The following is a 21,634-nucleotide window of genomic DNA, read 5'->3' as shown; positions in this document are numbered from 1 at the left end:
AGCTCGGTACGGCGTACGAGCGGTTCGGCGCACGAGTTTCTTACCGAATGGATCCGTGGCGGGAGCTGGCCCGTCCGACTGTTAACTTTGCACGTCCACACGTGGGTTTCTAAGGAGCGACTATGACGACGCCGCCACAAGGACCGTGGAGTCCTGGGCAGCCGGGGGGCCAGCCGGGCGGGCCGAACGGGGAAAACCAGGGTGGCTGGGGACAACAGCAACCCGGCCAGGGTGGTGGCTGGGGTCAGCGGCCGCCGCAGCAGGGCCAGCCCCCGCAGGGTCAACCTCCTCAAGGCACGCCGCCGCAGGGTGGTGGCTGGGGACAGCAGCCCGGGCAGCCGCCGCAGCAGCCGGGTCAGACCGGCTGGGGTCAGCAGACTCCGCCGCAGACTGGTGGGTACCAGCAGCAGCCGTGGGGACAGAAGCCCCAGCAGCAGGCCGGCTGGCACCAGCAGCAGGGCGGTCAGCAGCCCTGGCAGCCCAACGGTCCGGGTGGCTCGGGCGGCGGCAAGGACAAGATGCCGCTGTTCATCGGTGGCGGTATCGTCGGCATCCTGCTGATCGGTCTGCTGGTGTTCGTCGGGATCAAGGCGCTCGGCGGTGACGACGAGCCGACCACGCAGCCGACGACCACGACGTCCACGGAGCCGACCACCGGCCCCGAGTCTCCGAACGGCGACCCGACCGGTGACCCGACCGGCGCGCCGCCGGCCGGTGAGCTGGGCAACGCGACCGGACAGGCCAAGACCGCGACCGACAAGCTCCAGGCCGACGGGTACCAGTGCAGCGACCTGTTCAACGGGGCGCAGGGTGCACACCGCGGCTGTTTCAAGCTCGACGGTGCGAGCGAGGCCGAGACGGTCTTCCAGTTCCAGCCCGACGGCACGATCCTGGCGGTGCTGATCAAGTCGTCCAACGACGACAACGTCAACAACGCCGCGGTCACCTTCGACGCCGCGCTGCAGGCGATCGGCAACGACACCTTCGGTGGTTCCGAGGTCGCCAAGGTGCAGCAGGCGGTGAAGAACGGGCAGAAGTCGCAGAAGGTCGGCAGCACCTGGGGCGAGTTCTCCCTGCGCAACAACGGCGACAACATCCAGGTCGGTGGCAAGAAGTCCGGCGCGGACGAGCTCGACCTGCCGCGCAAGGAGTTCCAGACCACCCAGGCCGCGATGGTGGCCGGGCTGAAGGCGAAGAAGTACGACTGCCGCAACGGCATCACCTGCCGCAAGACGCTCGGCAAGTACGGGTCGCAGTCGATCTACGGCTTCGCCTCGCAGGGCGGCGGGCTGCGCTCGTTCCAGATGCGGGCCTCGGGTGACACCGCGGACCTGAAGGCCGGCTCCGCGGCCGTGGTCGCCGACGGGCTGGCGGTGCTGCAGGGTCCGGACGTGGCCGCGCTGAAGGCGTTCGTCCAGGCTCGCAACGACGGCAAGTCGTACACTGGCTACGTGTCCGGCTGGCGGGTCGAGATCCTCACCGACACCAGGGAGAGCTACGGCTCGCAGACGGTCGAGTTCACCTACGAGTCGTTCTACGTCTGACCGATCGACCTTCGTGAGGACCAGGTGAAGTTCCAGCCCGAGAAGCGTGAGCAGCGGGCGGTGGTCAAGCCACCGCCCGAGGCGGTCCAGCGCATCGACGGTGGCGGCGCCTGGGGGCCGACCCAGTTCGAACTCCCGGCCCGGGACGGCAAGAACACCGTCGCGATCCTGCTGACCGCGCTGGCCGGTGGGCTCGTCCTGCTGGCCATCGTCGGCCTGGGAGCGCTGGCGTACTTCGAGCTCCGCTGACCTGCACGAACGAAACCTCCTCACCCGCTGTGCGGGGGAGGAGGTTTCGTCTTGTCCGGTGGGGCTTCTACGCGGTCGCGCGGATGGTGACGGCGAGGTTGGCCAGGTAGCTGAGCCGGGCGACCTCGGAGCCGAGGAACTCCGGCCCGCCGCGGCGGCCGATCACCAGCACCCGGCGGTCGGACTCCAGCGGCGCCGCGACCAGCACCGACTCCACCAGGCCCTTGTGGTCCGGCGCGGCCAGCGTGGTCGCCTTCTCCAGCGGAAGCCACTTCTCGACCAGGTCGCCGAACTCCGGCGTCGCACTGGTCTCCAGCGCGACCTTCACCTCGCTGCCCGTGCCGTCCAGCAGCGCGGCCCAGTCGGCGTGCAGCACCGAAGGCGCCTGCTCGACCAGGATGTCGATCGCCTCGGCCGGAGCGGAGGTCATCTGCTCGACGGCCTCGAGGTCCATGTGCAGGCCACCGCCGGCGCCGTACCGGGAGAACCAGATCACCTCGACGCCGTCCACGCCGTTGCAGGCCGAGACCAGCCGGTCGGGCAGCACGCCCGGCGGAAGGTCGACCACGACGTCGTCGACGGCCGTGCCGTTCTCGCGGCGGTGCTCGACGATTTCGATCGCGTGGATGTCGGCGTCGACCTCGCCGAGGGCGGTCGCCACGGTGCCGAGCGAACCGGGGCGGTCCGGGAGGATCAGTCGCAGCAGGAACACCGAACGATCATCTCCCAGCCCCAAAACTGCGTTGGTGGACGGCAAGTCACGCCCTGTCGCCGCCCATGTTACAGAGCGGCACAAAGTGACACGCCAGCGGCTTCGATCCGGTGCCGCTTTCGCTGTGTCCACAGCGTCGGGCAGCAGGCAACACAGCTGTCACAGCGGACCTCTAGGATGGCTCAGGTGCCACTCAAAACCTTTGGGTGGTGCTGGTCAGTAACCGCACACATTGGATGCCCTTCATGCCATCGATTACCCGCGAAGAGGTCGCGCACCTTGCGCGACTGGCGCGGATCGAGCTCTCCGACGAGGAGCTCGACCACCTCGCACCGCAGCTGGACCAGATCATCGCTCTGGTCGGGCAGGTCAGCGAGGTGGCCGCGGACGACATCCCGCCGACCTCGCACGCCCTGCCGATCACCAACGTGATGCGCGAGGACGTGAACGTGCCGTGCCTGACGCCGGAGCAGGCCCTGTCCGGCGCGCCGGCCGCGGAGGAGCAGCGATTCCGGGTGCCGCGGATCCTGGACGAGGAGGCGTGATGAGTGACCTGATCCGCAAGACGGCGGTCGAGCTGTCGGAGCTGATGGCGTCCGGTGAGGCCAGCGCGGTGGAGATCACCCAGGCGCACCTGGACCGGATCGGTGCCGTCGACGGTGCCGTGCACGCGTTCCTGCACGTCGACACCGAGGGCGCGCTGGCGCAGGCCGCCGCCGTCGACCAGAAGCGTGCCGCCGGCGAGAAGCTCGGCCCGCTGGCCGGCGTACCGCTGGCGCTGAAGGACGTGCTGACCCAGGACGGCGTGCCGACCACCGCCGGTTCGAAGATGCTCGAGGGCTGGAAGCCGCCGTACGACGCGACCGTGGTGCAGCGGTTGAAGGCGGCCGGCGTGGTGATCCTCGGCAAGACCAACATGGACGAGTTCGCGATGGGTTCGTCCACCGAGAACTCGGCGTACGGGACGACGCACAACCCGTGGGACCTGAACCGGATCCCCGGCGGCTCCGGCGGTGGTTCGTCGGCGGCCCTCGCGGCGTACGAAGCGCCGCTGGCGATCGGCACCGACACCGGTGGCTCGATCCGGCAGCCCGGTGCGTTCACCGGCACGGTCGGCGTCAAGCCGACGTACGGCGGCACCTCGCGGTACGGGCTGATCGCGCTGGCCTCCAGCCTGGACACGCCTGGTCCGTGTGCGCGTACGACGCTCGACGCGGCGCTGCTGCACGAGGTCATCGCCGGGCACGACCCGATGGACTCGACCTCGATCAACCAGCCGGTCCCGGCGGTGGTCGACGCGGCCCGTCGCGCCGACGTGGCCGGTCTGCGGATCGGTGTCGTCAAGGAGCTCGGCGGCGAGGGGTACCAGCCGGGCGTCGAGGCCCGCTTCCACGAGGCGGTCGAGCTGTTGACCAAGCTCGGCGCCGAAGTGGTCGAGGTCTCCTGCCCGCACTTCGAGTACGCGCTGCCGGCGTACTACCTGATCCTGCCGAGCGAGGCCTCGTCCAACCTGGCGAAGTTCGACGCGATGCGCTACGGCCTGCGGGTCGGTGACGACGGCGAGAACAGCGCGGAGAAGGTGATGAACCTGACCCGCGAGGCCGGCTTCGGCGCCGAGGTGAAGCGCCGGATCATGCTCGGCACGCACGCGCTGTCGAGCGGTTACTACGACGCGTACTACGGCCAGGCGCAGAAGGTCCGCACGCTGATCGCGCGGGACTTCACCAAGGCCTACGAGCAGGTCGACGTGCTGGTCTCGCCGGCCACGCCGACGACCGCGTTCGCGATCGGCGACCGGGTGAACGACCCGATCGCGATGTACAAGAACGACCTGTGCACGATCCCGTCCAACCTGGCCGGCAACGCGGCCGCGTCGTTCCCGTGCGGCCTGGCCGACGAGGACGGCCTGCCGGTCGGCTTCCACGTGATGGCCCCGGTGATGCGCGACGACCTGCTCTACCAGGTGGGCGGCGCGCTCGAGGCCGCGCTGGCCGAGCAGTGGGGCGGCGTACTGATGTCCAAGGCTCCGGAGCTGGAGGTGTCCCGATGACGGCTGAGGTTTTCGCGATCGAGGACGCGCTGGCGCAGTACGACCCGGTGCTGGGCCTCGAGGTGCACGTCGAGCTGAACACGAAGTCGAAGATGTTCTGCGGCTGCCCGACCGAGTTCGGCGCCCCGCCGAACACGCAGACCTGCCCGGTCTGCCTCGGCCTGCCCGGCGCGCTGCCGGTCGTCAACGCCCGGGCGGTCGAGTCGGCGATCAAGATCGGTCTCGCGCTGAACTGCGAGATCGCCGAGTGGTGCCGGTTCGCCCGGAAGAACTACTTCTACCCGGACATGCCGAAGAACTTCCAGACCTCCCAGTACGACGAACCGATCGCGTTCAACGGCTGGACCGAGGTCGTCGTCGACGGTGAGACGTACCGGATCGAGATCGAGCGCGCGCACATGGAGGAGGACACCGGCAAGTCGACCCACGTGGGTGGCGCGACCGGCCGGATCCACGGTGCGTCGCACTCGCTGGTCGACTACAACCGGGCCGGCATCCCGCTGATCGAGATCGTCACCAAGACGATCGAGGTCGCGCCGGACAAGGCCGCGGCGGTCGCCCGCGCGTACGTGAGCATGCTGCGTGACCTGCTGCTCGCGCTGGACGTCTCCGACGTCCGGATGGACCAGGGCTCGCTGCGCTGCGACGCGAACGTGTCGCTCAAGCCGCGCGGCTCGAAGGTGCTCGGCACGCGGACCGAGACGAAGAACGTGAACTCGTTCCGCTCGGTCGAGCGCGCGGTGACCTACGAGATCACCCGGCAGGCCGCCGTACTGGCGTCGGGGGGCAAGGTCCTGCAGGAGACCCGGCACTGGCACGAGGACACCGGCGTCACCACCTCGGGCCGGGAGAAGTCGGACGCCGACGACTACCGGTACTTCCCCGAGCCTGACCTGGTCCCGGTCGCACCGTCGCGTGAGTGGGTCGAGGAGCTGCGCGCAACGCTGCCCGAGGCGCCGTCGACGCGGCGCGTCCGGCTGCAGGAGGAGTGGGGCTTCACCGACCTGGAGATGCGCGACGTCATCAACGGCAACGCGCTGGAACCGATCGTGAAGACCGTCGAGCTCGGCGTCAGCCCGGCCGCGGCGAAGAAGTGGTGGCTGGGCGAGCTGGCCCGGGCCGCGAACGAGTCCGGCAAGGACCTGGCCGACCTCGGGGTCGGACCGGTCGACGTCTCCAACGTGCAGCAGCGGGTCGACAAGGGCGAGCTGAACGACAAGCTGGCCCGTCAGGTCTTCGACGGTCTGCTCAAGGGCGAAGGCAGCATCGACGAGATCATCGAGTCGCGCGGGCTCGCGCTGGTCTCCGACGACTCGGCGCTGATCGAAGCCATCGACCGCGCCATCGCGGCGAACCCGGATGTCGTGGAGAAGGTCAACTCCGGCAAGCCCGCCGCGGCGGGCGCGCTGATCGGCGCCGTGATGAAGGACCTGCGTGGCCAGGGCGACGCGGCGAAGGTCCGCGAGCTGCTGAACGCGAAGCTCGGCATCTAGTCCGTACGACGGCTCGGCTGTAGGCCCCAGGGATTGTCTCCCTGGGGCCTTCGTCGTTCGGGGTCAGGCGGCTTGCTGGTGGTGCAGGTCCGGGGGAGTGGCGAGCAGCTTCTTCGCCACCACCACGTCGGCCGGCGCGCAGCGCACCTCGTACTCCGTCGGGTGCACCTCGGTCGTCGCCGCCTCCGGGCGGTTGCGCACCAGCGCCTTGAAGAAGCCGACCAGCGCGCCCAGGATCGCGCCGTACACGAGACCCCAGAAGACCACCGCCAGCCCGGTCATGCTGGTCTCGGCCACCAGTGTGACGAAGACCCCGAGCGCCAGCCCCAGCGCGGCACCGGTCAGCGCGCTGAGCCCACTGGCCCGCGCGACGTCCCCGGTCCGTCTGTCCACCATCCGCAACCCGGCTCCGGTGATCTCGAGCCCGGTCATTCCGTAGGCCCTCAGCTGTTCGACGGTCCGCAACGCGTCCTCGTACTGCTGCGTCGACGTGATCACGCTGGTGTCCAGTGGCGCCTGGTGAGGCACGACGTCTCCCCTCCCTGAGTGTGTGGTGTGGTTCCACTAGTACCAGGTGCGGGGTAATTGCATGCGTCGTCAGCGAGTAATCGTCACGCGAAGAATCCGGTCGTCGCCGTCACGCACGTCGCCGCGCCCGTCGGTGTTCGACGTCGTCACCCACAACGAGCCGTCCGGCGCCGCCTCGACGGTCCGCAACCGCCCGTACTCGTTGGTGAAAAACGCCACCGGCTCACCCACACGCTTGCCGTCGGCAACGGGAATCGCCCACAGCCGGGCGCCGCGCAGCCCGGCCATGAACACGTGTCCCTGGGCTGCGGCGATCCCCGACGGCGACGCGTCGTCGGTGTTCCACTGCGCGATCGGATCCACCATGCCGTCCAGCCGGCTGACCCCCTCGGCGGCCGGCCATCCGTAGTTGGCGCCGTTGTCGATCGCGTTCAACTCGTCCCAGGTGTCCTGGCCGAACTCCGCGGCGTAGAGCTGACTTCCGTCGAACGCGAGACCTTGTACGTTGCGGTGGCCCTTGGAGAACCACGGCTTCCCGCCCGGGTTGCCCGGCGCGGCCTTCCCGTCGGTGGTGATCCGCAGGATCTTGCCGCCGAGCGAGTTGTCGTCCTGAGAGTTCGGCCGATCCCCGCCGTCGCCCGTCCCGGCGTACAGGAAGCCGTCGGGCCCGAACTCCAACCGGCCACCGTTGTGCACCGCGGCCATCGGGATCCCGTCGAGGATGGTCTGCTGCCCGGACAGCCGGCCGCCCTGGTACGTCATCCGGGCGATCCGGTTGTCGTCGCCGGTCGAGTAGTAGACATAGACATACGGCCGCGTCGGGTACTGCGGATCCACCGCGATCCCGAGCAGCCCGCCCTCGGACGAGGCATCCACGCCATCCACCGACCCCACCTCGGTCGCCCGCCCACCTGCGACCCGCTTCACCTTCCCCGAGTCCCGCTCAGTCACCAACGCACTCCGGTCCGGCAGAAACGCCAGCCCCCACGGCACCTCGATCCCGGTAGCCACGGTCCCCGCCACCTGCAGTTTCACCGGCCCCTGAGGCGCGGCACTACTACTCGATGGCGCAGACGGCGCAGGCGTCGTCGACGGCGTCCCACTGCTCCCCACCGACGCCGAAGGAGTCGGCGCCGCCTGGCCCTCCCCGTCCGAGCACCCAGCAGCCAACAACCCGACCGCCACCACCAGAGCCGCAGTACGCACGCCATCTCCTCCGAGTCGACAAGTCCCCGCCACGGTACCCACCCGACTGTCCCGCACGACCCCCGAAAACCACCCGAAAGCCACGCCGGTCCCGCTCCTTCGAGGCAGTGACGACCTGTCGCGCGCCCCATTGCAGCTTTTGACGGTTGCCGCCTCTGGTGACCGCACATAACCTCCTCGTGCTCGGGGACCGCCTTCTGCCGTGAGGATTTCATGCGTAAACGTCTACTGACTGCTGCTCTCGGGTTGGTCATGAGTGGTTTGGGTGGGACCAGCGTGGCGCACGCCACGTTCCCGAGACCGACGGTCGACCAGCTGGCGACCATCGACCCGGCGAGCACCTGTGTCCGCGGTGAGGCTCGTCCGTCTCTGGCCGGCACGACCCCACGCCTGCGGGCTTTCGTGCCGGCTGGCGAGAACCCGCCATCGGTGAGCGTTCAGTTCCGGATGGTCGACCTCGCCAGCGGCCAACGGGTTTTCACCGCGAGCAGCCCGACGATGGTCACCGGTGTCTGGTTCGAGCCCGAAACGCCGCTTCCCGAGCTCACCAGTGGCAGAAGTTACAGCTGGCAGGCCCGGGTCTTCGACGGTACGACGTACTCGGACTGGTCCAGAAGGTGCGAGTTCACCGTCGACATCGACCGGCCCAATCCGCCCGGGCTGACTGTCACTCCCGAAGGCCCGTACAGGGTCGGCCAGGAGATCACCCTGCAGTTCAGCGACGGCGGATCGAGTGATGTCGTCAGGTACGGCTACGGCTTCTTCGGCAGCGAGACGACCAGCCTGCCCGCCGGTGTCACCACGGCGAAACTCGTCCTGCCCTTCGCCGGTCCGATCCCGTTGTCAGCGTGGAGCCACGACCGGGCCGGTAACCCGAGCGACGCCACCACGGTCGACCTCCGGATCAGCCAGTAGCCAGGGGCGGCCGCCCCGGCGATCTTCTGTCTGCTGGGCTCAGCTGCCCCAAGTAGGACGCAACGGGAAGTGCGCGTTGGCGTCGTCGTCCAGTTTCACCGCGAGGATCTGGTGGAGTTGGGTGTTGTTGCGTTCGAAGCCGACTCGGCAGGCCGCTAGGTACAGGCCCCAGATCTTGGCGGTGGGGTAGCCGACCTCGGCGACCGCCTCGTCCCAGTGGGTTTCCAGGTTCTCGGACCAACCCGCGAGAGTGAGCGCGTAGTGCTCGCGGAGGTTTTCCTCGTGGCGGACCTCGAAGCCGGCGTCTTGCGCCTCGGCGATGATGCGGCCGGAGCCGATGAGTTCGCCGTCGGGGAAGATGTAGCGGTCGATGAAGGCGCCGGTGGAGCGGTAGCGGTTGTCGGGGCGGGTGATGGTGTGGTTCAGCAACCGGCCGCCGGGCTTCAGGTGGTCCAGCAGGAAGCCGAAGTACGCCGGGTAGTTGCGGACGCCGATGTGTTCGGTGAGGCCGATGGAGCTGATCGCGTCGAAGTCGGTCTCGGTCACGTCGCGGTAGTCGAGGAAGCGGACTTCGGCGAGGTGTTCGAGGCCTTCTCGTTTGATCGCCTCGGTGGCCCACTCCGCCTGCGCGGCCGACAGGGTGACGCCAAGAGCCTGTACGCCGTACTCGCGGGCGGCGTGGCGGACCATGCCGCCCCAGCCGCAGCCGACGTCGAGGAGGCGCTGGCCGGGCTTCAGGTCCAGCTTGCGGGCCACCAGGTCGTACTTCTCGAACTGGGCTTCTTCCAGAGTCGACGACTCGGTCGGGAAGACCGCGCAGGTGTACGTCATCGACGGGCCGAGGATGTACTCGTAGAACGTGTTCGAGACGTCGTAGTGGTGGTGGATCGCGGCCTTGTCGCGGGTGCGGGAGTGGCGCAGGCCCTCGAAGGTGCGGCGCCACTTGGGCAGGTGTTCCTGCGGCGGCGGAGGCGGAGGCTTCAGGTGCGACCAGCCCAGGCCTCGGACGATCCGCAAAGCCTCGGACGGCGTCGGGCGCTCGAAGTGCAGGTGGTTGAGCATCATCCGCATCAGGCCGTACGGGTTCCCGGGGTGGATACCCTCGATCTCCAGGTCACCCTGGACGTAGGCGCGGACGAGGCCGAGGTCGCCCGGAGCGGTCAAAACATAGGAGAGCCCGCGCTCGGTGGCCAGATGCATGTGGATCGGGGAGTCCTCGGGGCCGGCCGCGCTGCCGTCGTAGGCGGTGAAGCGGAACGGCAGGCCGCCGGGGGTCACCGTGGTCAGGGCGTCGGCGATCGAGATCTGGGTCGCCACTGTCGTCATCGGCGAGTCACCGCCTTCTCGTAGAGCCCGGTGAGGCGGGCGTCGGGGTCGTAGCGTTGCTTGACTTCGGTGAGGGCCGGGACGTTGTAGAGCCGGTCGAAGGTGTCCCGGTCGTAGTAGGCGTCGGAGTACAGCGACTTGTGGCCGCCGAAGTCGGCGACCGCGGCCTCGATCCGGCGGTTCACGTCGCCGTCCGCGGCGCCGGGCGCGATGGCGACGGTGCCCCAGAAACCGACGTTGACGTACGTCGTGGAAGGCGCCAGTGGGTAGAGCGGCCAGGTCTCGGAGCCGCGCAGCCGCAGCGGGCACAGCCAGACCGGCCGCATCCCGACCTCGGCGTCGAACCAGCGCAGGAAGCCGGCCAGCTGGTCGACCGGGATCTCGACGTCCTGGACCACTCGCTCACGGTCGGGCAGCCCGCGCCGCCGATTGATGCGAGCGGCAACTTGGTAGCGGTTCTCCAGCCCGACCAGGCGGTGGTAGACATCGCTGCGCCGCAGCTTGGAAGGCCAGACCCGGCGGACCCAGCGGTTCTGCGCGCCGAACGCGGCCGAGCACCAGAACCAGTCGGTGTCCCAGCGCCACAGGTAGTCGTGCGCGGTCAGGAAGTCGGTCGGGCGCTGCTGGATCGAGCGGTAGTAGATCTGCTGACCGGTGTAGTCGCTGGTCCGCACGGCGGCGTCGCTGTTGCGGCCCAGCGTCAGGTACGCCTCGCTCGGGCTGAACGCGACTCCGTCGACGAAATGCACCGGCTCGTCGTCGTACGTGCCGTCGGCAACGATGCCCTCGATCGCCGGGGCCAGCTCGTCGAGGCCCAGACGAACATGCCGCACGGCGATGTACGGCGAGATGCGGTCGAGCTCGATCCGCAGCCGGGTGGCGTAGCCGAGGGTGCCGTAGGAGTTCGGGAAGGTGCGGAACAAGTCGGCGTGCTCGCCGGTCGGTCGTGCCGTGACCAGCTCACCGGCCCCGGTCAGGATGTCGAGCTCGAGCACGGACTCGTGCGGCAGCCCGGCCCGGAACGACGACGACTCGATGCCGAGACCGGTGACAGCGCCGCCGAGGGTGATCGTCTTGAGCTGCGGGACGACCATGGGGGTCAGCCCGTACGGCAGGGTGGCGGCGACCAGATCCTCGTACGTGCACATGCCCTGGACGTCGGCGGTCCGGGCGTCGGGGTCGACCGAGACGACACCGGTCAGGCCGGAGACGTCCAGGCCGGGGGTGTCGAGGGCGGTTCGGGGGCGGAACAGGTTCGAGCTGCGCTTCGCCAGCCGGACGGGATCGCCCGGGGGAATGCGCTGGTAGGACGCTCGGAGACGCCCGACCGCCTGATCGTGTTCCACAGTCGAAGTCGAACCCGATGTCGAAGGCACCTGATCAGAGTACGACGGCCGCCGGGCGAAGTGCCGAAGATTTTTCTGCGACTGAATGTCGAGACGGTGTCGGCGGCTCCGACGTCGCGGTAAAGACGAGGAGGAACCAGATGATCGACCTGAAGCCGGCCGGCCGCGCGCTGAGCGCGGTGGTGGCGCAGATCGGGCCGGACGATCTCGGCCGACCGACGCCGTGTGAGAAGTACTCGGTGGGGGAGTTGCTCGCGCACGTGGACGAAGGCGCACGGGCGTTCGGCGGGGAGAGCAGCGCTGAGGCACTCGACCTGAATTCCCCGACCTGGCGAGCGACGCTGACCAGCCGGGTGGAGCGGGTCGGGGTGGCCTGGGCCGATCCGGCGGCCTGGGAAGGTTCGTCGGAGCTGGCCGGGCTCGAGTTCAGCAACGCCGAGTGGGGCCGGATCGCGCTGACCGAGTTCGTGGTCCACGGGTGGGACCTGGCCCGGGCGACGGGCCAGCAGCTCGAGCTACCGGACGAGACGGTACGGAGTTGCTACGAGCACGTCGCCGGGCTCCTGACCGCGCCGCCGGTCCCCGGAATGTGGGGTCCGCCGGTCGCTGTACCCGACGACGCGAGTCTGCTCGATCGAGTGGTCGGCATCACCGGGCGGTCGCCTGGTGTCGGTGGTGGCGAGTAGGTTCAGCGCATGGCTGATTCGGTGAACACATGGCTGCCCTGGAAGGACCCGCAGAGCTTTCTCGGCGGGCTTCCCGAGCGTGTCCGGACGACGTACTACGCGGGTGGAGAGCTCGACCAGGACCCTGACCAGGTCGAGTTCTACGTGCCGAGTTACATGGGCAGTTCGCGGGTCGTCGAAGTGATCGCCGAGATGCCGAACCTCAAGGTCGTGCAGACCCAGACCGCCGGGTTCGAGAACGTGCTGCCCTACCTGCCGGACGGCGTCACGCTGTGCAACGCGCGCGGCGTGCACGACGCGTCGACCGCCGAGCTCGCGGTCGCGCTGATCCTGGCGTCGTACCGGCGGATCCCGACCGCGGTCGCCAACCAGCAGCAGGGTGTCTGGCCGGCCGATCCAGGCATCGACGACTCGCTGGCCGACCGGACCGTGCTGATCCTCGGGTACGGCTCGATCGGCGAGGCGCTGGAGCGGCGGCTGGCCGGGTTCGAGTGCGACATCATCCGGGTCGCCCGCAGGGCCCGGGACGGCGTCGCGCCGATCACCGAGCTGCCGGCGTTGCTGCCGCGCGCCGACGTCGTCGTCCTGCTGACGCCGGCGACCGAAGAGACGAAGGGCCTGGTGGACGCGGAGTTCCTGGGCCGGATGAAGGACGGCGCCCTGCTGGTCAACGTGGCCCGCGGCGTCGTGGTGAACACCGGCGACCTGGTCGCCGAGCTCGGCAAGGGCCGGATTCGCGCCGCGCTCGACGTGACCGATCCCGAGCCGCTGCCCGCCGGGCACCCGCTCTGGTCGGCGCCGAACGTGCTGGTCAACCCGCACCGCGGTGGTGCCTCGACGGCGTTCCCGCCGCGGGTGGCACGGCTCGTCCGGGCCCAGCTGGAGCGCTACGTGACCGGCGAACCCCTGATCAATGTGGTGGCGGGGCCGCCACGCTGACAACTGGAGGACAACGATGTCCGAAGCAGTACTGCTGATCGGTACCAAGAAAGGGCTCTGGATCGGGCGCAGCGACGCCGAGCGCCGGCAATGGACGCTCGACGGGCCGCACTTCGAGATGCAGGGGATCTACTCCGTCGGTGTCGACACCCGCGGCGACCGTCCGCGCCTGTTCGCCGGTGGCACGAGCGAGCACTGGGGTCCGGCGGTCTTCCACTCCGACGACCTCGGCCAGAGCTGGGCCGAGCCGCCGGAGGGGTCGATCGGCTTCCCCAAGGACGCCGAAGCCTCGCTCGAGCGCGTCTGGCAGATCCAGCCCGCACCGCAGGACCAGCCCGGCGTCGTGTACGCCGGCGCGCAGCCGTCCTCGCTGTGGAAGTCGACCGACGGCGGCGTGACCTTCGAGCTGGTCCGCGGCCTGTGGGACCACCCGCACCGCAAGGACTGGGGCGCCGGGTTCGGTGGTCAGGCGATCCACACCGTGCTGCCGCATCCGACCGATCCGGACCGGGTCAGCGTCGCCATGTCGACCGGTGGCGTCTACCAGACCGCGGACGGTGGGCAGACCTGGAGTCCGGCCAACCACGGCATCAAGGCCTACTTCCTGCCCGACCCGGATCCGGAGTTCGGGCAGTGCGTGCACAAGCTGGCCGGGCATCCCGCCGTACCGGAGCGGCTGTTCGCGCAGAACCATCACGGCGTCTACCGCTCCGACGACGGTGGCGCGATCTGGAAATCGATCGCGGACGGACTCCCGTCGGACTTCGGCTTCCCGATCGTGGTGCACCCGCACGAGCCGGAGACCGTGTATGTGTTCCCGTTGGTGGCCGACGGCAACCGGATTCCGACGGACGCGAAGTGCCGGGTCTACCGGTCGCGCGACGCCGGCGCGACCTGGGAGCCGCTGACCAAGGGGCTGCCCGACGTACCGTCGTACGCGCCGGTGCTGCGCGACGCGCTCTGCACGGACGCCGGGACTCCTGCGGGCGTGTACGTCGGGACGCGGGACGGCTGTGTGTACGCGAGCGCCGATGCGGGCGACTCGTGGACCGAGGTCGCCCGGCACCTGCCGGACGTGCTGACCGTTCGCGCCGCGGTCGTCGGCTGAGCCGCGGACCGAGAGACGAGGTGACCCCATGCCGGTCCAGGTGAAGCTGCCGACAGTGTTGCGGCCGTTCGCCGGCGGCGCCGAGAAGGTCGCGGTCGAGACACCGGGCGAGAGGACGGTCGGCGCGGTGTTCGCGACGCTGGAGCAACAGCATCCGGCGCTGCGGCGACGGCTGACCGACGAGCAGGGCGCGCTGCGGCGGCACGTGAACGTCTATCTCGGCAACGACAACATTCGCGACCTCGACGGCCTGGAGACCCAGTTGCCCGACGGGTGCGAGTTGCTGGTCCTGCCGAGTGTCGCGGGCGGCTGATGATGCGAAAGAAAGCAGTGTCGTTCGAGGAGGTGCCTGGATAGCCTCGCGGGCATGACCGGTGAAGTGATCCTGCTGACCGGCCCGCCCGGCGCGGGCAAGACGACGGTGGCCGAGCTGGTCGCGTCCGGCGCGGCCGGCCCCACCGTGCACCTGACGACCGACCTGTACTACCGCGCGATCCGGACCGGCTTCGTCCCGCCGTACCTGCCGGGCGCGCAGCGGCAGAACGAGGTGGTGGTCGAGGCGATCGTCGCGACCACCACGACGTACGCGCGGGGTGGCTACGACGTCGTCGTGGACGGGATCATCGGGCCGTGGTTCCTGGACCCGTTCCGCGCCGCCGCGCGCCGGGACGGCGTCACGATGTCGTACGTCGTACTGCGGCCCGATCTGGACACGACGCTCGCGCGTGCCGTGAACAGAGCCGACAGTGAACTGAAGGACGTCGAGGCGGTCACCGGGATGTACCAGGCGCTGGCCGATCTCGGCGAGCTGGAGCGGCACGTGATCGACACGAGCGCGCTGGACCCGGAGCGGACCGCGGCCGAGGTTCGCAAGGCCGTCGCGTCGCAGCAGTACCGGCTGGCCTGAACCCCAACGTGTCAAGGCCGTTCGCAGCAACCTGCAAAACCGCGGTCGGCCCCGAGAAGCGGACCTACCCTTTCCCGATGGGAATCTTCACGCGGAAGAGCCGCCTTCCGCGGACCGACGGTCTGGTGCTCGACCGGACCTGGTCCGATCGCGACCTCGACGCCGCCGTGGCCGCCGTCGAGGTGGGGGACTTCGACACGGCGCTCGCCGGATTCAAGGCGCAGACCGGCGACCGGCGCGCGGTCTGGAACGGCGGGCTGGCAGAGGCGGCGATCGGTCGCTCGGAGCAGCTCGAGGCCAGGCTGGAGGAGCTCGGCGGCCGCGACCCCGACCTGCTGCTGTGGCTCGCCCAGACGCTGGTCCTCGAAGGCTGGCGGATCCGCAGCGGTCAGCAGGCCAAGTACGTGTCCGAGCAGCAGTTCGCGACGTTCCACGACATCTTGCGTACGGCGTACGAGGTGGTGGGGCTGGCGATCGAGACGGCGCCGGACGACGCGACGCCGTGGACGGTCTACCAGTGGGTGGCGATCGGGCTCGGTGCCGACCTGGAGACGCACGAGGCGCTGTTCCAGGAGGCGATCGCGCGGCATCCGGCCAGCTACGCGGCGCACGGCAACAAGGTGCACGCGATCGCGCCGAAGTGGTACGGGACCAGCCTCGACGAGATGCTCGCCTTCGCGGCCGAGACCGCCGACCGGGCGGCGCCGGGCAGCGTGCTGAGCGCCGTCCTGGCCAAGGCGGTGGCCGAGGCGCGGCTGCACGTCTTCTCCTTCACCGACGCCAATGCCGTCAAGAAGGTCGCCGCGGCCACCAAGCTGACCAACAAGTGGGCCGACCCGCTGCTCGCCTCGCGACAGAAGTGGTTGCAGCCCGGCCGGGCCCCGGAGGCGCCGGATCTGGACGCCCACAACTACTACGCCTACCTGCTGAAGAACGTCCACAGCGGGGAGGGCCAGGCGTCGGCGGACGCGATGTTCAACCGGGTCAGCACGCTGCCGTGGGCCTACAGCGGCGACCCGCTCGAGGCCTTCGCCGAGAAGTACCGGCGCTGAGATCTATACAGTCAGGAGCATGAACAGCACTCCTGACATCAAGCCGCGCAGCCGGACGGTGACCGACGGGCTGGAGGCGACCGCGTCGCGCGGGATGCTCCGCGCGGTCGGGATGGGTGACGACGACTGGGCCAAACCGCAGATCGGCGTCGCGTCCAGCTGGAACGAGATCACCCCGTGCAACCTGTCCCTGGACCGTCTCGCGAAGGCGGTCAAGGACGGCGTGCACGCGGCCAGCGGGTACCCGCTGGAGTTCGGCACGATCAGCGTCTCCGACGGCATCTCGATGGGCCACGTCGGCATGCACTACTCGCTGGTCAGCCGCGAGATCATCGCCGACTCGGTCGAGACCGTGATGGAGGCCGAGCGGCTGGACGGTTCGGTCCTGCTGGCCGGCTGTGACAAGTCGCTGCCCGGCATGCTGATGGCCGCCGCGCGACTCGACCTGGCCAGCGTCTTCCTGTACGCCGGGTCGATCATGCCCGGCCGGCTCGGCGACAAGGACGTGACGATCATCGACGCGTTCGAGGCGGTCGGCGCCTGCGCGCGGGGCCTGATCACGCGCGAGGAGGTCGACGCCGTCGAGCGCGCGATCTGCCCGGGCGAGGGCGCCTGCGGCGGCATGTACACCGCGAACACGATGGCGTCGGCCGCCGAGGCGCTCGGAATGTCCCTGCCCGGCTCGGCCGCGCCGCCCGCGGTGGACCGGCGGCGTGACGGCTACGCCCGCAAGTCCGGCGAGGCGGTCGTCGGCCTGCTGCAGCAGGGCATCACCGCCCGGCAGATCCTGACCAAGGAGGCGTTCGAGAACGCGATCGCCGTGGTGATGGCGCTCGGCGGCTCGACCAACGCCGTACTGCACCTGCTCGCGATCGCCCGCGAGGCCGAGGTCGACCTGACGCTGGCCGACTTCAACCGGATCGGCGACAAGGTCCCGCACCTGGGCGATCTCAAGCCGTTCGGCCGGTACGTGATGACCGACGTCGACCGGGTCGGCGGCATCCCGGTGGTGATGCGGGCGCTGCTGGACGCCGGCCTGCTGCACGGCGACTGCCTGACCGTCACCGGCAAGACGATGGCCGAGAACCTGGCCGACATCGCGCCGCCGGACGTCGACGGCGTGATCATCCGGGCCCTCGACCGGCCGATCCACGGCACCGGCGGGATCACCATCCTGCACGGTTCGCTGGCGCCCGAGGGTGCGGTGGTGAAGAGCGCGGGCTTCGACTCCGACGTGTTCGAGGGCACCGCTCGGGTCTTCGACGGCGAGCGCGGCGCGATGGACGCGCTCGAGGACGGCTCGCTGCAGGCCGGCGACGTCGTGGTGATCCGGTACGAAGGCCCGAAGGGCGGTCCCGGCATGCGCGAGATGCTCGCCGTCACCGGCGCGATCAAGGGCGCGGGCCTGGGCAAGGACGTGCTGCTGCTCACCGACGGACGCTTCTCCGGCGGTACGACGGGACTCTGCGTCGGCCACGTCGCGCCCGAGGCCGTCGACGGCGGGCCGATCGCGTTCGTGCGCGACGGCGACCGGATCACGCTGGACGTGAAGAACCGGACGCTCGAGCTGCACGTCGAGCCCGACGAGCTGGAGCGCCGCCGGCAGGGCTGGACGCCGAAGGAGCCGGCCATCACCCGCGGAGTGCTCGGCAAGTACACCCGGTTGGTGCGTTCGGCCTCCGAAGGCGCCGTCTGCATCTGAGCCGGTGATATCTAAGACGGGGATCTCAGTAAATGAGATAGACCGTCCTGAAACTTGACCGGCCGTCGCCGGTCGGGGACTGTTACCTGCATGCGATCGATTCTCCTCGTACTTGTGCGGCGCGCCGACTGACGCGACCACCGAGTCGAGCGCGCCCCTTCAGCCAACCCGGCAGGAGGGGCGTTTTTGTTGCCAGGGCGACGGTCCGCGACCCGGACGCCACCTGACGACGACCACGAGCGAGGATGGATCGGTCGCTGAGAAGCCAAACATCGTGACTGGACAAGGGAAGGCACTCATGAGTGAGCAGCTGACCGGGGCACAGGCTCTGATCCGCGCACTGGAACACGCCGGAGTGGACACCGTCTTCGGCATTCCGGGCGGCGCGATCCTCCCGGCGTACGACCCGATGCTCGACTCGACCCAGATCCGCCACATCCTGGTACGTCACGAGCAGGGCGCCGGCCACGCGGCCCAGGGCTACGCCTCGACCACCGGCAAGGTCGGGGTCTGCATGGCGACCTCGGGCCCGGGCGCGACCAACCTGGTCACCCCGATCGCCGACGCCTACATGGACTCGGTCCCGATGGTCGCGATCACCGGCCAGGTGGCCAGCGCCTCGATCGGCACCGACGCCTTCCAGGAAGCCGACATCCGCGGCATCACGATGCCGATCACCAAGCACAACTTCCTGGTCAACGACCCGAACGACATCGCCTCGACGATCGCCGAGGCGTTCCACATCGCCTCCACCGGCCGGCCCGGCCCGGTGCTGGTGGACGTGACCAAGGACGCGATGCAGGCCACGGTGGACTTCCAGTGGCCGACCGAGCTCTCGCTGCCCGGCTACCGCCCGGTGACCCGCCCGCACCCCAAGCAGGTGCGCGAGGCGGCCCGGCTGATCGCCGCCGCCGAGAAGCCGGTCCTGTACGTCGGTGGCGGCGTGATCCGGGCCAAGGCGTCGGCCGAGCTCAAGGAGCTCGCCGAGCTGCTCGGCATCCCGGTGGTCACCACGCTGATGGCCCGCGGCGCGCTGCCCGACACCCACGAACTGCACTTCGGCATGCCGGGCATGCACGGCTCGGTCTCGGCCGTCGGTGCGCTGCAGCGGTCCGACCTGCTGATCGCCCTCGGCGCGCGGTTCGACGACCGGGTGACCGGCAAGCTGTCCTCGTTCGCCCCGGACGCCAAGGTGATCCACGCCGACATCGACCCGGCCGAGATCGGCAAGAACCGGCACGCCGACGTGCCGATCGTGGGCGACTGCAAGGAGGTCATCGGCGACCTGATCGGCGCGCTGAAGACCGAGATCGCCGGCAACGGCAAGACCCCGGACTACTCCGCGTGGCGTGGCCTGCTGGACTCGGTCAAGGCCAAGTACCCGGTCGGGTACGACGAGCCGGAGGACGGCAGCCTGTCCCCGCAGTACGTGATCCAGCGGATCGGCCAGATCGCCGGACCGGACGCGATCTACACCAGCGGCGTCGGCCAGCATCAGATGTGGGCCGCGCACTACCTGCCGTTCGAGAAGCCGCTGAACTGGCTGAACTCCGGCGGCCTGGGCACGATGGGCTACTCGGTGCCGGCCGCGATGGGCGCCAAGGTGGCCCGGCCGGACGCGACGGTCTGGGCGATCGACGGCGACGGCTGCTTCCAGATGACCAACCAGGAGCTGGTCACCTGCGCGCTGGAGGGCATCCCGATCAAGGTCGCGGTGATCAACAACCAGTCGCTCGGCATGGTCCGGCAGTGGCAGACGCTGTTCTACGACAAGCGCTACTCCAACACCGACCTGCACTCGGCCCGGATCCCGGACTTCGCCAAGCTGGCCGAGGCGATGGGCGGCGTCGGGCTGCGCTGCTCCGACCGTGAGTCGGTCGACGCGACGATCGAGAAGGCGATGGCGGTCACCGACGCGCCGGTGGTGGTCGACTTCGTCGTGCACCGCGACGCGATGGTCTGGCCGATGGTTGCCGCCGGCACCAGTAACGACGACATCCAGATCGCCCGCGACATGGCGCCGAACTGGGACTCCGAGGAGCTGTGATGAGCAAGCACACACTGTCGATCCTGGTCGAGAACAAGCACGGCGTGCTGGCCCGGGTGGCCGCGCTGATCTCGCGCCGCGGCTTCAACATCGACTCGCTCGCGGTCGGCCCGACCGAGCACCCGGAGATCTCCCGGATGACGATCGCGGTCAGCGTCGACGAACAGCCGCTGGAGCAGATCACCAAGCAGCTGAACAAGCTGGTGAACGTGATCAAGATCGTCGAGCTCGAGCCGACCCAGACTGTGCAGCGCGAGCTGGTGCTGGTCAAGGTCAAGGCCGACACCCTGACCCGCGGGCAGGTGCTGGAGACCGTCCAGCTGTTCCGTGCGAAGGTGGTGGACGTGGCTCCGGACGCGATCACCATCGAGGCGACCGGCAACCCGGACAAGCTCGAGGCGATGATGCGGGTGCTGGAGCCGTTCGGCGTCCGCGAGCTGGTCCAGTCCGGCATGGTCGCGATCGGCCGCGGTGGCCGGTCCATCTCGGACCGCTCGCTGCGTCCGGTGCCGGTCCCGCCGCCGCACGTGGCCTCCGGCGCTCCGGCGCTGCAGGCCCGCCCGGCCGGCCAGTCCGCGCCCACCCCCGGCGGTCCGGCCGCCACCCAGTCCCACCCGGTGCCGGCGCCGCCGCCGGGTACCCGTCCCGCCGCGCCGGCCCGGCACGGCTGAGCGGACCACCCCCGAAACTCGGCCGGCACCCGCCGACCCCCTCACCCAGAAATTAGGAGACGAGCTCCCAGTGGCAGCAGAAATGTTCTACGACGACAACGCCGACCTGAGCGTGATCCAGGGCCGGCACGTGGCCGTTCTCGGCTACGGCTCCCAGGGCCACGCCCACGCGCTGTCGCTGCGCGACTCCGGCGTCGACGTCCGGGTCGGCCTGCCGGAAGGCTCCAAGAGCCGGGCCAAGGCCGAGGCGCAGGGCCTGCGGGTGGTCACCCCGGCCGAGGCCTGCGAGGAGGCCGACGTGATCGTCGTGCTGGCGCCGGACCCGGCCCAGCGCAAGCTCTACACCGAGGCGATCGAGCCCAACCTGGTCGACGGCGACGCGCTCGTGTTCGGGCACGGCTTCAACATCCGGTTCGGTTACATCAAGCCCCCGGCCGGTGTCGACGTCTTCATGGTCGCGCCGAAGGGCCCGGGTCACCTGGTCCGTCGCGAGTACACCGAGGGCCGGGGCGTTCCGGTCCTGGTCGCGGTCGAGCAGGACGCGACCGGCAAGGCCTGGGACCTCGCGCTGGCCTACGCCAAGGGCATCGGCGGCCTGCGTGCCGGCGGCATCAAGACCACCTTCACCGAGGAGACCGAGACCGACCTGTTCGGTGAGCAGGCCGTGCTCTGCGGTGGTGTCTCCGCGCTGGTCCAGGCCGGCTTCGAGACGCTGACCGAGGCCGGCTACCAGCCGGAGGTCGCGTACTTCGAGTGCCTGCACGAGCTCAAGCTGATCGTCGACCTGATGTACGAGGGCGGCATCGCCAAGCAGCGCTGGTCGGTCTCCGACACCGCCGAGTACGGCGACTACGTGTCCGGCCCGCGGATCATCGACGCGTCGGTCAAGGCCCGGATGAAGGACGTGCTGAACGACATCACCGACGGCACCTTCGCGGCCCGCTTCATCGCCGACCAGGACGCCGGCGCGCCGGAGTTCGCGGAGTTCCGCAAGGCCAGCGAGTCGCACCCGATCGAGGCCGTCGGCAAGGACCTGCGCGCGCTGATGGCGTGGGTCAAGTCGCACGACGAGGACTACGTCGAGGGCACCGCCGCTCGCTGAGTCCCGCTGTACGCCGTACCGGCGCCCAGGCCCCACGCTGTGATCGTGTGG

General features: G+C 69.6%; 21 protein-coding genes. 16 read left to right on the top strand and 5 right to left on the bottom strand.

The window, feature by feature from the left end:
* Positions 1-122: 122 nt before the first annotated feature.
* On the top strand, positions 123-1,544 hold the full coding sequence (locus tag BWI15_RS03880; RefSeq protein WP_077012879.1) for a hypothetical protein: 1,422 nt from the start codon (positions 123-125) through the stop codon (positions 1,542-1,544).
* Between the two features lie 24 nt (positions 1,545-1,568).
* Entirely contained in the window at positions 1,569-1,793 is a 225-nt protein-coding gene (locus BWI15_RS03875; RefSeq protein WP_077012878.1) for a hypothetical protein, read from the top strand.
* Between the two features lie 67 nt (positions 1,794-1,860).
* Here BWI15_RS03875 and BWI15_RS03870 read toward each other — a convergent pair whose 3' ends face one another.
* Positions 1,861-2,505 carry an ACT domain-containing protein gene (locus tag BWI15_RS03870; protein WP_077012877.1) on the bottom strand — a complete coding sequence of 215 codons (645 nt, stop codon included), beginning with the start codon at positions 2,503-2,505 and terminating at the stop codon, positions 1,861-1,863.
* A gap of 245 nt (positions 2,506-2,750) precedes the next feature.
* Between BWI15_RS03870 and gatC the strand changes: the two genes are divergently transcribed.
* The 3 genes from gatC to gatB are packed head-to-tail and all read left to right on the top strand — an operon-like array spanning position 2,751 to position 6,048.
* Positions 2,751-3,050 carry an Asp-tRNA(Asn)/Glu-tRNA(Gln) amidotransferase subunit GatC gene (gene gatC / locus BWI15_RS03865; RefSeq protein ID WP_077012876.1) on the top strand — a complete coding sequence of 100 codons (300 nt, stop codon included), beginning with the start codon at positions 2,751-2,753 and terminating at the stop codon, positions 3,048-3,050.
* Positions 3,050-4,555, top strand: coding sequence for an Asp-tRNA(Asn)/Glu-tRNA(Gln) amidotransferase subunit GatA (gene gatA, locus BWI15_RS03860; protein ID WP_077012875.1), 1,506 nt, complete (start codon positions 3,050-3,052; stop codon positions 4,553-4,555). Before gatC ends, gatA begins: the two co-directional genes overlap by 1 nt.
* Positions 4,552-6,048, top strand: a complete 1,497-nt coding sequence (gene gatB / locus BWI15_RS03855) for an Asp-tRNA(Asn)/Glu-tRNA(Gln) amidotransferase subunit GatB (RefSeq protein WP_077012874.1) — start codon at positions 4,552-4,554, stop codon at positions 6,046-6,048. Before gatA ends, gatB begins: the two co-directional genes overlap by 4 nt.
* Before the next feature lie 63 nt (positions 6,049-6,111).
* On the opposite strand, the gene BWI15_RS03850 is transcribed toward gatB, so the two are convergent.
* The gene (locus BWI15_RS03850; RefSeq protein WP_077012873.1) at positions 6,112-6,576 is read right to left on the bottom strand and encodes a hypothetical protein; all 465 of its coding nucleotides are present in this window, start codon (positions 6,574-6,576) and stop codon (positions 6,112-6,114) included.
* 69 nt (positions 6,577-6,645) lie between these two features.
* A complete protein-coding gene (locus tag BWI15_RS03845; RefSeq protein ID WP_237771113.1) occupies positions 6,646-7,587 on the bottom strand; it encodes a PQQ-dependent sugar dehydrogenase in 942 nt (313 codons plus the stop codon).
* Positions 7,588-8,211: 624 nt separating this feature from the next.
* Between BWI15_RS03845 and BWI15_RS03840 the strand changes: the two genes are divergently transcribed.
* Positions 8,212-8,697, top strand: coding sequence for a hypothetical protein (locus BWI15_RS03840; RefSeq protein ID WP_143465387.1), 486 nt, complete (start codon positions 8,212-8,214; stop codon positions 8,695-8,697).
* 39 nt (positions 8,698-8,736) lie between these two features.
* On the opposite strand, the gene BWI15_RS03835 is transcribed toward BWI15_RS03840, so the two are convergent.
* Together BWI15_RS03835 and BWI15_RS03830 are read right to left on the bottom strand one after the other, a co-directional pair.
* Positions 8,737-10,023 carry an SAM-dependent methyltransferase gene (locus tag BWI15_RS03835; RefSeq protein ID WP_077012870.1) on the bottom strand — a complete coding sequence of 429 codons (1,287 nt, stop codon included), beginning with the start codon at positions 10,021-10,023 and terminating at the stop codon, positions 8,737-8,739.
* Complete coding sequence (locus BWI15_RS03830) at positions 10,020-11,369, bottom strand: FAD-binding oxidoreductase (protein ID WP_077012869.1); 1,350 nt, start codon at positions 11,367-11,369, stop codon at positions 10,020-10,022. Before BWI15_RS03830 ends, BWI15_RS03835 begins: the two co-directional genes overlap by 4 nt.
* A 140-nt stretch (positions 11,370-11,509) precedes the next feature.
* Here BWI15_RS03830 and BWI15_RS03825 point away from each other — a divergent pair, with 140 nt between their 5' ends.
* From BWI15_RS03825 to ilvC, 10 genes are all read left to right on the top strand, one after another.
* Entirely contained in the window at positions 11,510-12,055 is a 546-nt protein-coding gene (locus BWI15_RS03825) for a TIGR03086 family metal-binding protein (RefSeq protein WP_077012868.1), read from the top strand.
* Positions 12,056-12,064: 9 nt separating this feature from the next.
* The gene (locus BWI15_RS03820) at positions 12,065-12,994 is read left to right on the top strand and encodes a 2-hydroxyacid dehydrogenase (RefSeq protein ID WP_077012867.1); all 930 of its coding nucleotides are present in this window, start codon (positions 12,065-12,067) and stop codon (positions 12,992-12,994) included.
* Between the two features lie 16 nt (positions 12,995-13,010).
* The gene (locus BWI15_RS03815) at positions 13,011-14,102 is read left to right on the top strand and encodes a WD40/YVTN/BNR-like repeat-containing protein (protein WP_077012866.1); all 1,092 of its coding nucleotides are present in this window, start codon (positions 13,011-13,013) and stop codon (positions 14,100-14,102) included.
* Between the two features lie 28 nt (positions 14,103-14,130).
* Positions 14,131-14,415, top strand: a complete 285-nt coding sequence (locus tag BWI15_RS03810; protein WP_077012865.1) for a ubiquitin-like small modifier protein 1 — start codon at positions 14,131-14,133, stop codon at positions 14,413-14,415.
* Positions 14,416-14,469: 54 nt separating this feature from the next.
* Complete coding sequence (locus BWI15_RS03805) at positions 14,470-15,009, top strand: AAA family ATPase (protein WP_077012864.1); 540 nt, start codon at positions 14,470-14,472, stop codon at positions 15,007-15,009.
* A 77-nt stretch (positions 15,010-15,086) separates the two neighbouring features.
* Entirely contained in the window at positions 15,087-16,061 is a 975-nt protein-coding gene (locus BWI15_RS03800) for a hypothetical protein (protein WP_077012863.1), read from the top strand.
* Between the two features lie 19 nt (positions 16,062-16,080).
* The gene (gene ilvD, locus BWI15_RS03795) at positions 16,081-17,763 is read left to right on the top strand and encodes a dihydroxy-acid dehydratase (protein ID WP_077012862.1); all 1,683 of its coding nucleotides are present in this window, start codon (positions 16,081-16,083) and stop codon (positions 17,761-17,763) included.
* Positions 17,764-17,986: 223 nt separating this feature from the next.
* Entirely contained in the window at positions 17,987-19,810 is a 1,824-nt protein-coding gene (locus tag BWI15_RS03790; RefSeq protein WP_077012916.1) for an acetolactate synthase large subunit, read from the top strand.
* Positions 19,810-20,481, top strand: a complete 672-nt coding sequence (gene ilvN, locus BWI15_RS03785) for an acetolactate synthase small subunit (protein ID WP_077012861.1) — start codon at positions 19,810-19,812, stop codon at positions 20,479-20,481. The genes BWI15_RS03790 and ilvN overlap by 1 nt, the downstream gene beginning before the upstream one ends.
* Positions 20,482-20,563: 82 nt before the next feature.
* Positions 20,564-21,583 (top strand): ketol-acid reductoisomerase, encoded by a 1,020-nt coding sequence (gene ilvC, locus BWI15_RS03780; protein ID WP_077012860.1) that lies wholly within the window; start codon positions 20,564-20,566, stop codon positions 21,581-21,583.
* The last annotated feature ends 51 nt before the right edge of the window (positions 21,584-21,634 follow it).

It is taken from the genome of Kribbella sp. ALI-6-A, assembly GCF_001984195.1.
In the GTDB taxonomy this organism is placed as follows: Bacteria; Actinomycetota; Actinomycetes; order Propionibacteriales; family Kribbellaceae; genus Kribbella.
Note: the sequence above shows the minus strand (reverse complement) of the source record. Positions and strands in the feature narration are given on the sequence as shown.

What these genes read in the sequence shown, in the direction of transcription:
- BWI15_RS03880 (WP_077012879.1), top strand. Translation starts at nt 123, where the DNA reads ATGACGACGCCGCCACAAGGACCGTGGAGTCCTGGGCAGCCGGGGGGC.
- gatC (WP_077012876.1), top strand. Translation starts at nt 2,751, where the DNA reads ATGCCATCGATTACCCGCGAAGAGGTCGCGCACCTTGCGCGACTGGCG.
- gatA (WP_077012875.1), top strand. Translation starts at nt 3,050, where the DNA reads ATGAGTGACCTGATCCGCAAGACGGCGGTCGAGCTGTCGGAGCTGATG.
- gatB (WP_077012874.1), top strand. Translation starts at nt 4,552, where the DNA reads ATGACGGCTGAGGTTTTCGCGATCGAGGACGCGCTGGCGCAGTACGAC.
- BWI15_RS03835 (WP_077012870.1), bottom strand. Translation starts at nt 10,023, where the DNA reads ATGACGACAGTGGCGACCCAGATCTCGATCGCCGACGCCCTGACCACG.
- BWI15_RS03825 (WP_077012868.1), top strand. Translation starts at nt 11,510, where the DNA reads ATGATCGACCTGAAGCCGGCCGGCCGCGCGCTGAGCGCGGTGGTGGCG.
- BWI15_RS03820 (WP_077012867.1), top strand. Translation starts at nt 12,065, where the DNA reads ATGGCTGATTCGGTGAACACATGGCTGCCCTGGAAGGACCCGCAGAGC.
- BWI15_RS03815 (WP_077012866.1), top strand. Translation starts at nt 13,011, where the DNA reads ATGTCCGAAGCAGTACTGCTGATCGGTACCAAGAAAGGGCTCTGGATC.
- BWI15_RS03810 (WP_077012865.1), top strand. Translation starts at nt 14,131, where the DNA reads ATGCCGGTCCAGGTGAAGCTGCCGACAGTGTTGCGGCCGTTCGCCGGC.
- BWI15_RS03805 (WP_077012864.1), top strand. Translation starts at nt 14,470, where the DNA reads ATGACCGGTGAAGTGATCCTGCTGACCGGCCCGCCCGGCGCGGGCAAG.
- BWI15_RS03800 (WP_077012863.1), top strand. Translation starts at nt 15,087, where the DNA reads ATGGGAATCTTCACGCGGAAGAGCCGCCTTCCGCGGACCGACGGTCTG.
- ilvD (WP_077012862.1), top strand. Translation starts at nt 16,081, where the DNA reads ATGAACAGCACTCCTGACATCAAGCCGCGCAGCCGGACGGTGACCGAC.
- ilvN (WP_077012861.1), top strand. Translation starts at nt 19,810, where the DNA reads ATGAGCAAGCACACACTGTCGATCCTGGTCGAGAACAAGCACGGCGTG.
- ilvC (WP_077012860.1), top strand. Translation starts at nt 20,564, where the DNA reads ATGTTCTACGACGACAACGCCGACCTGAGCGTGATCCAGGGCCGGCAC.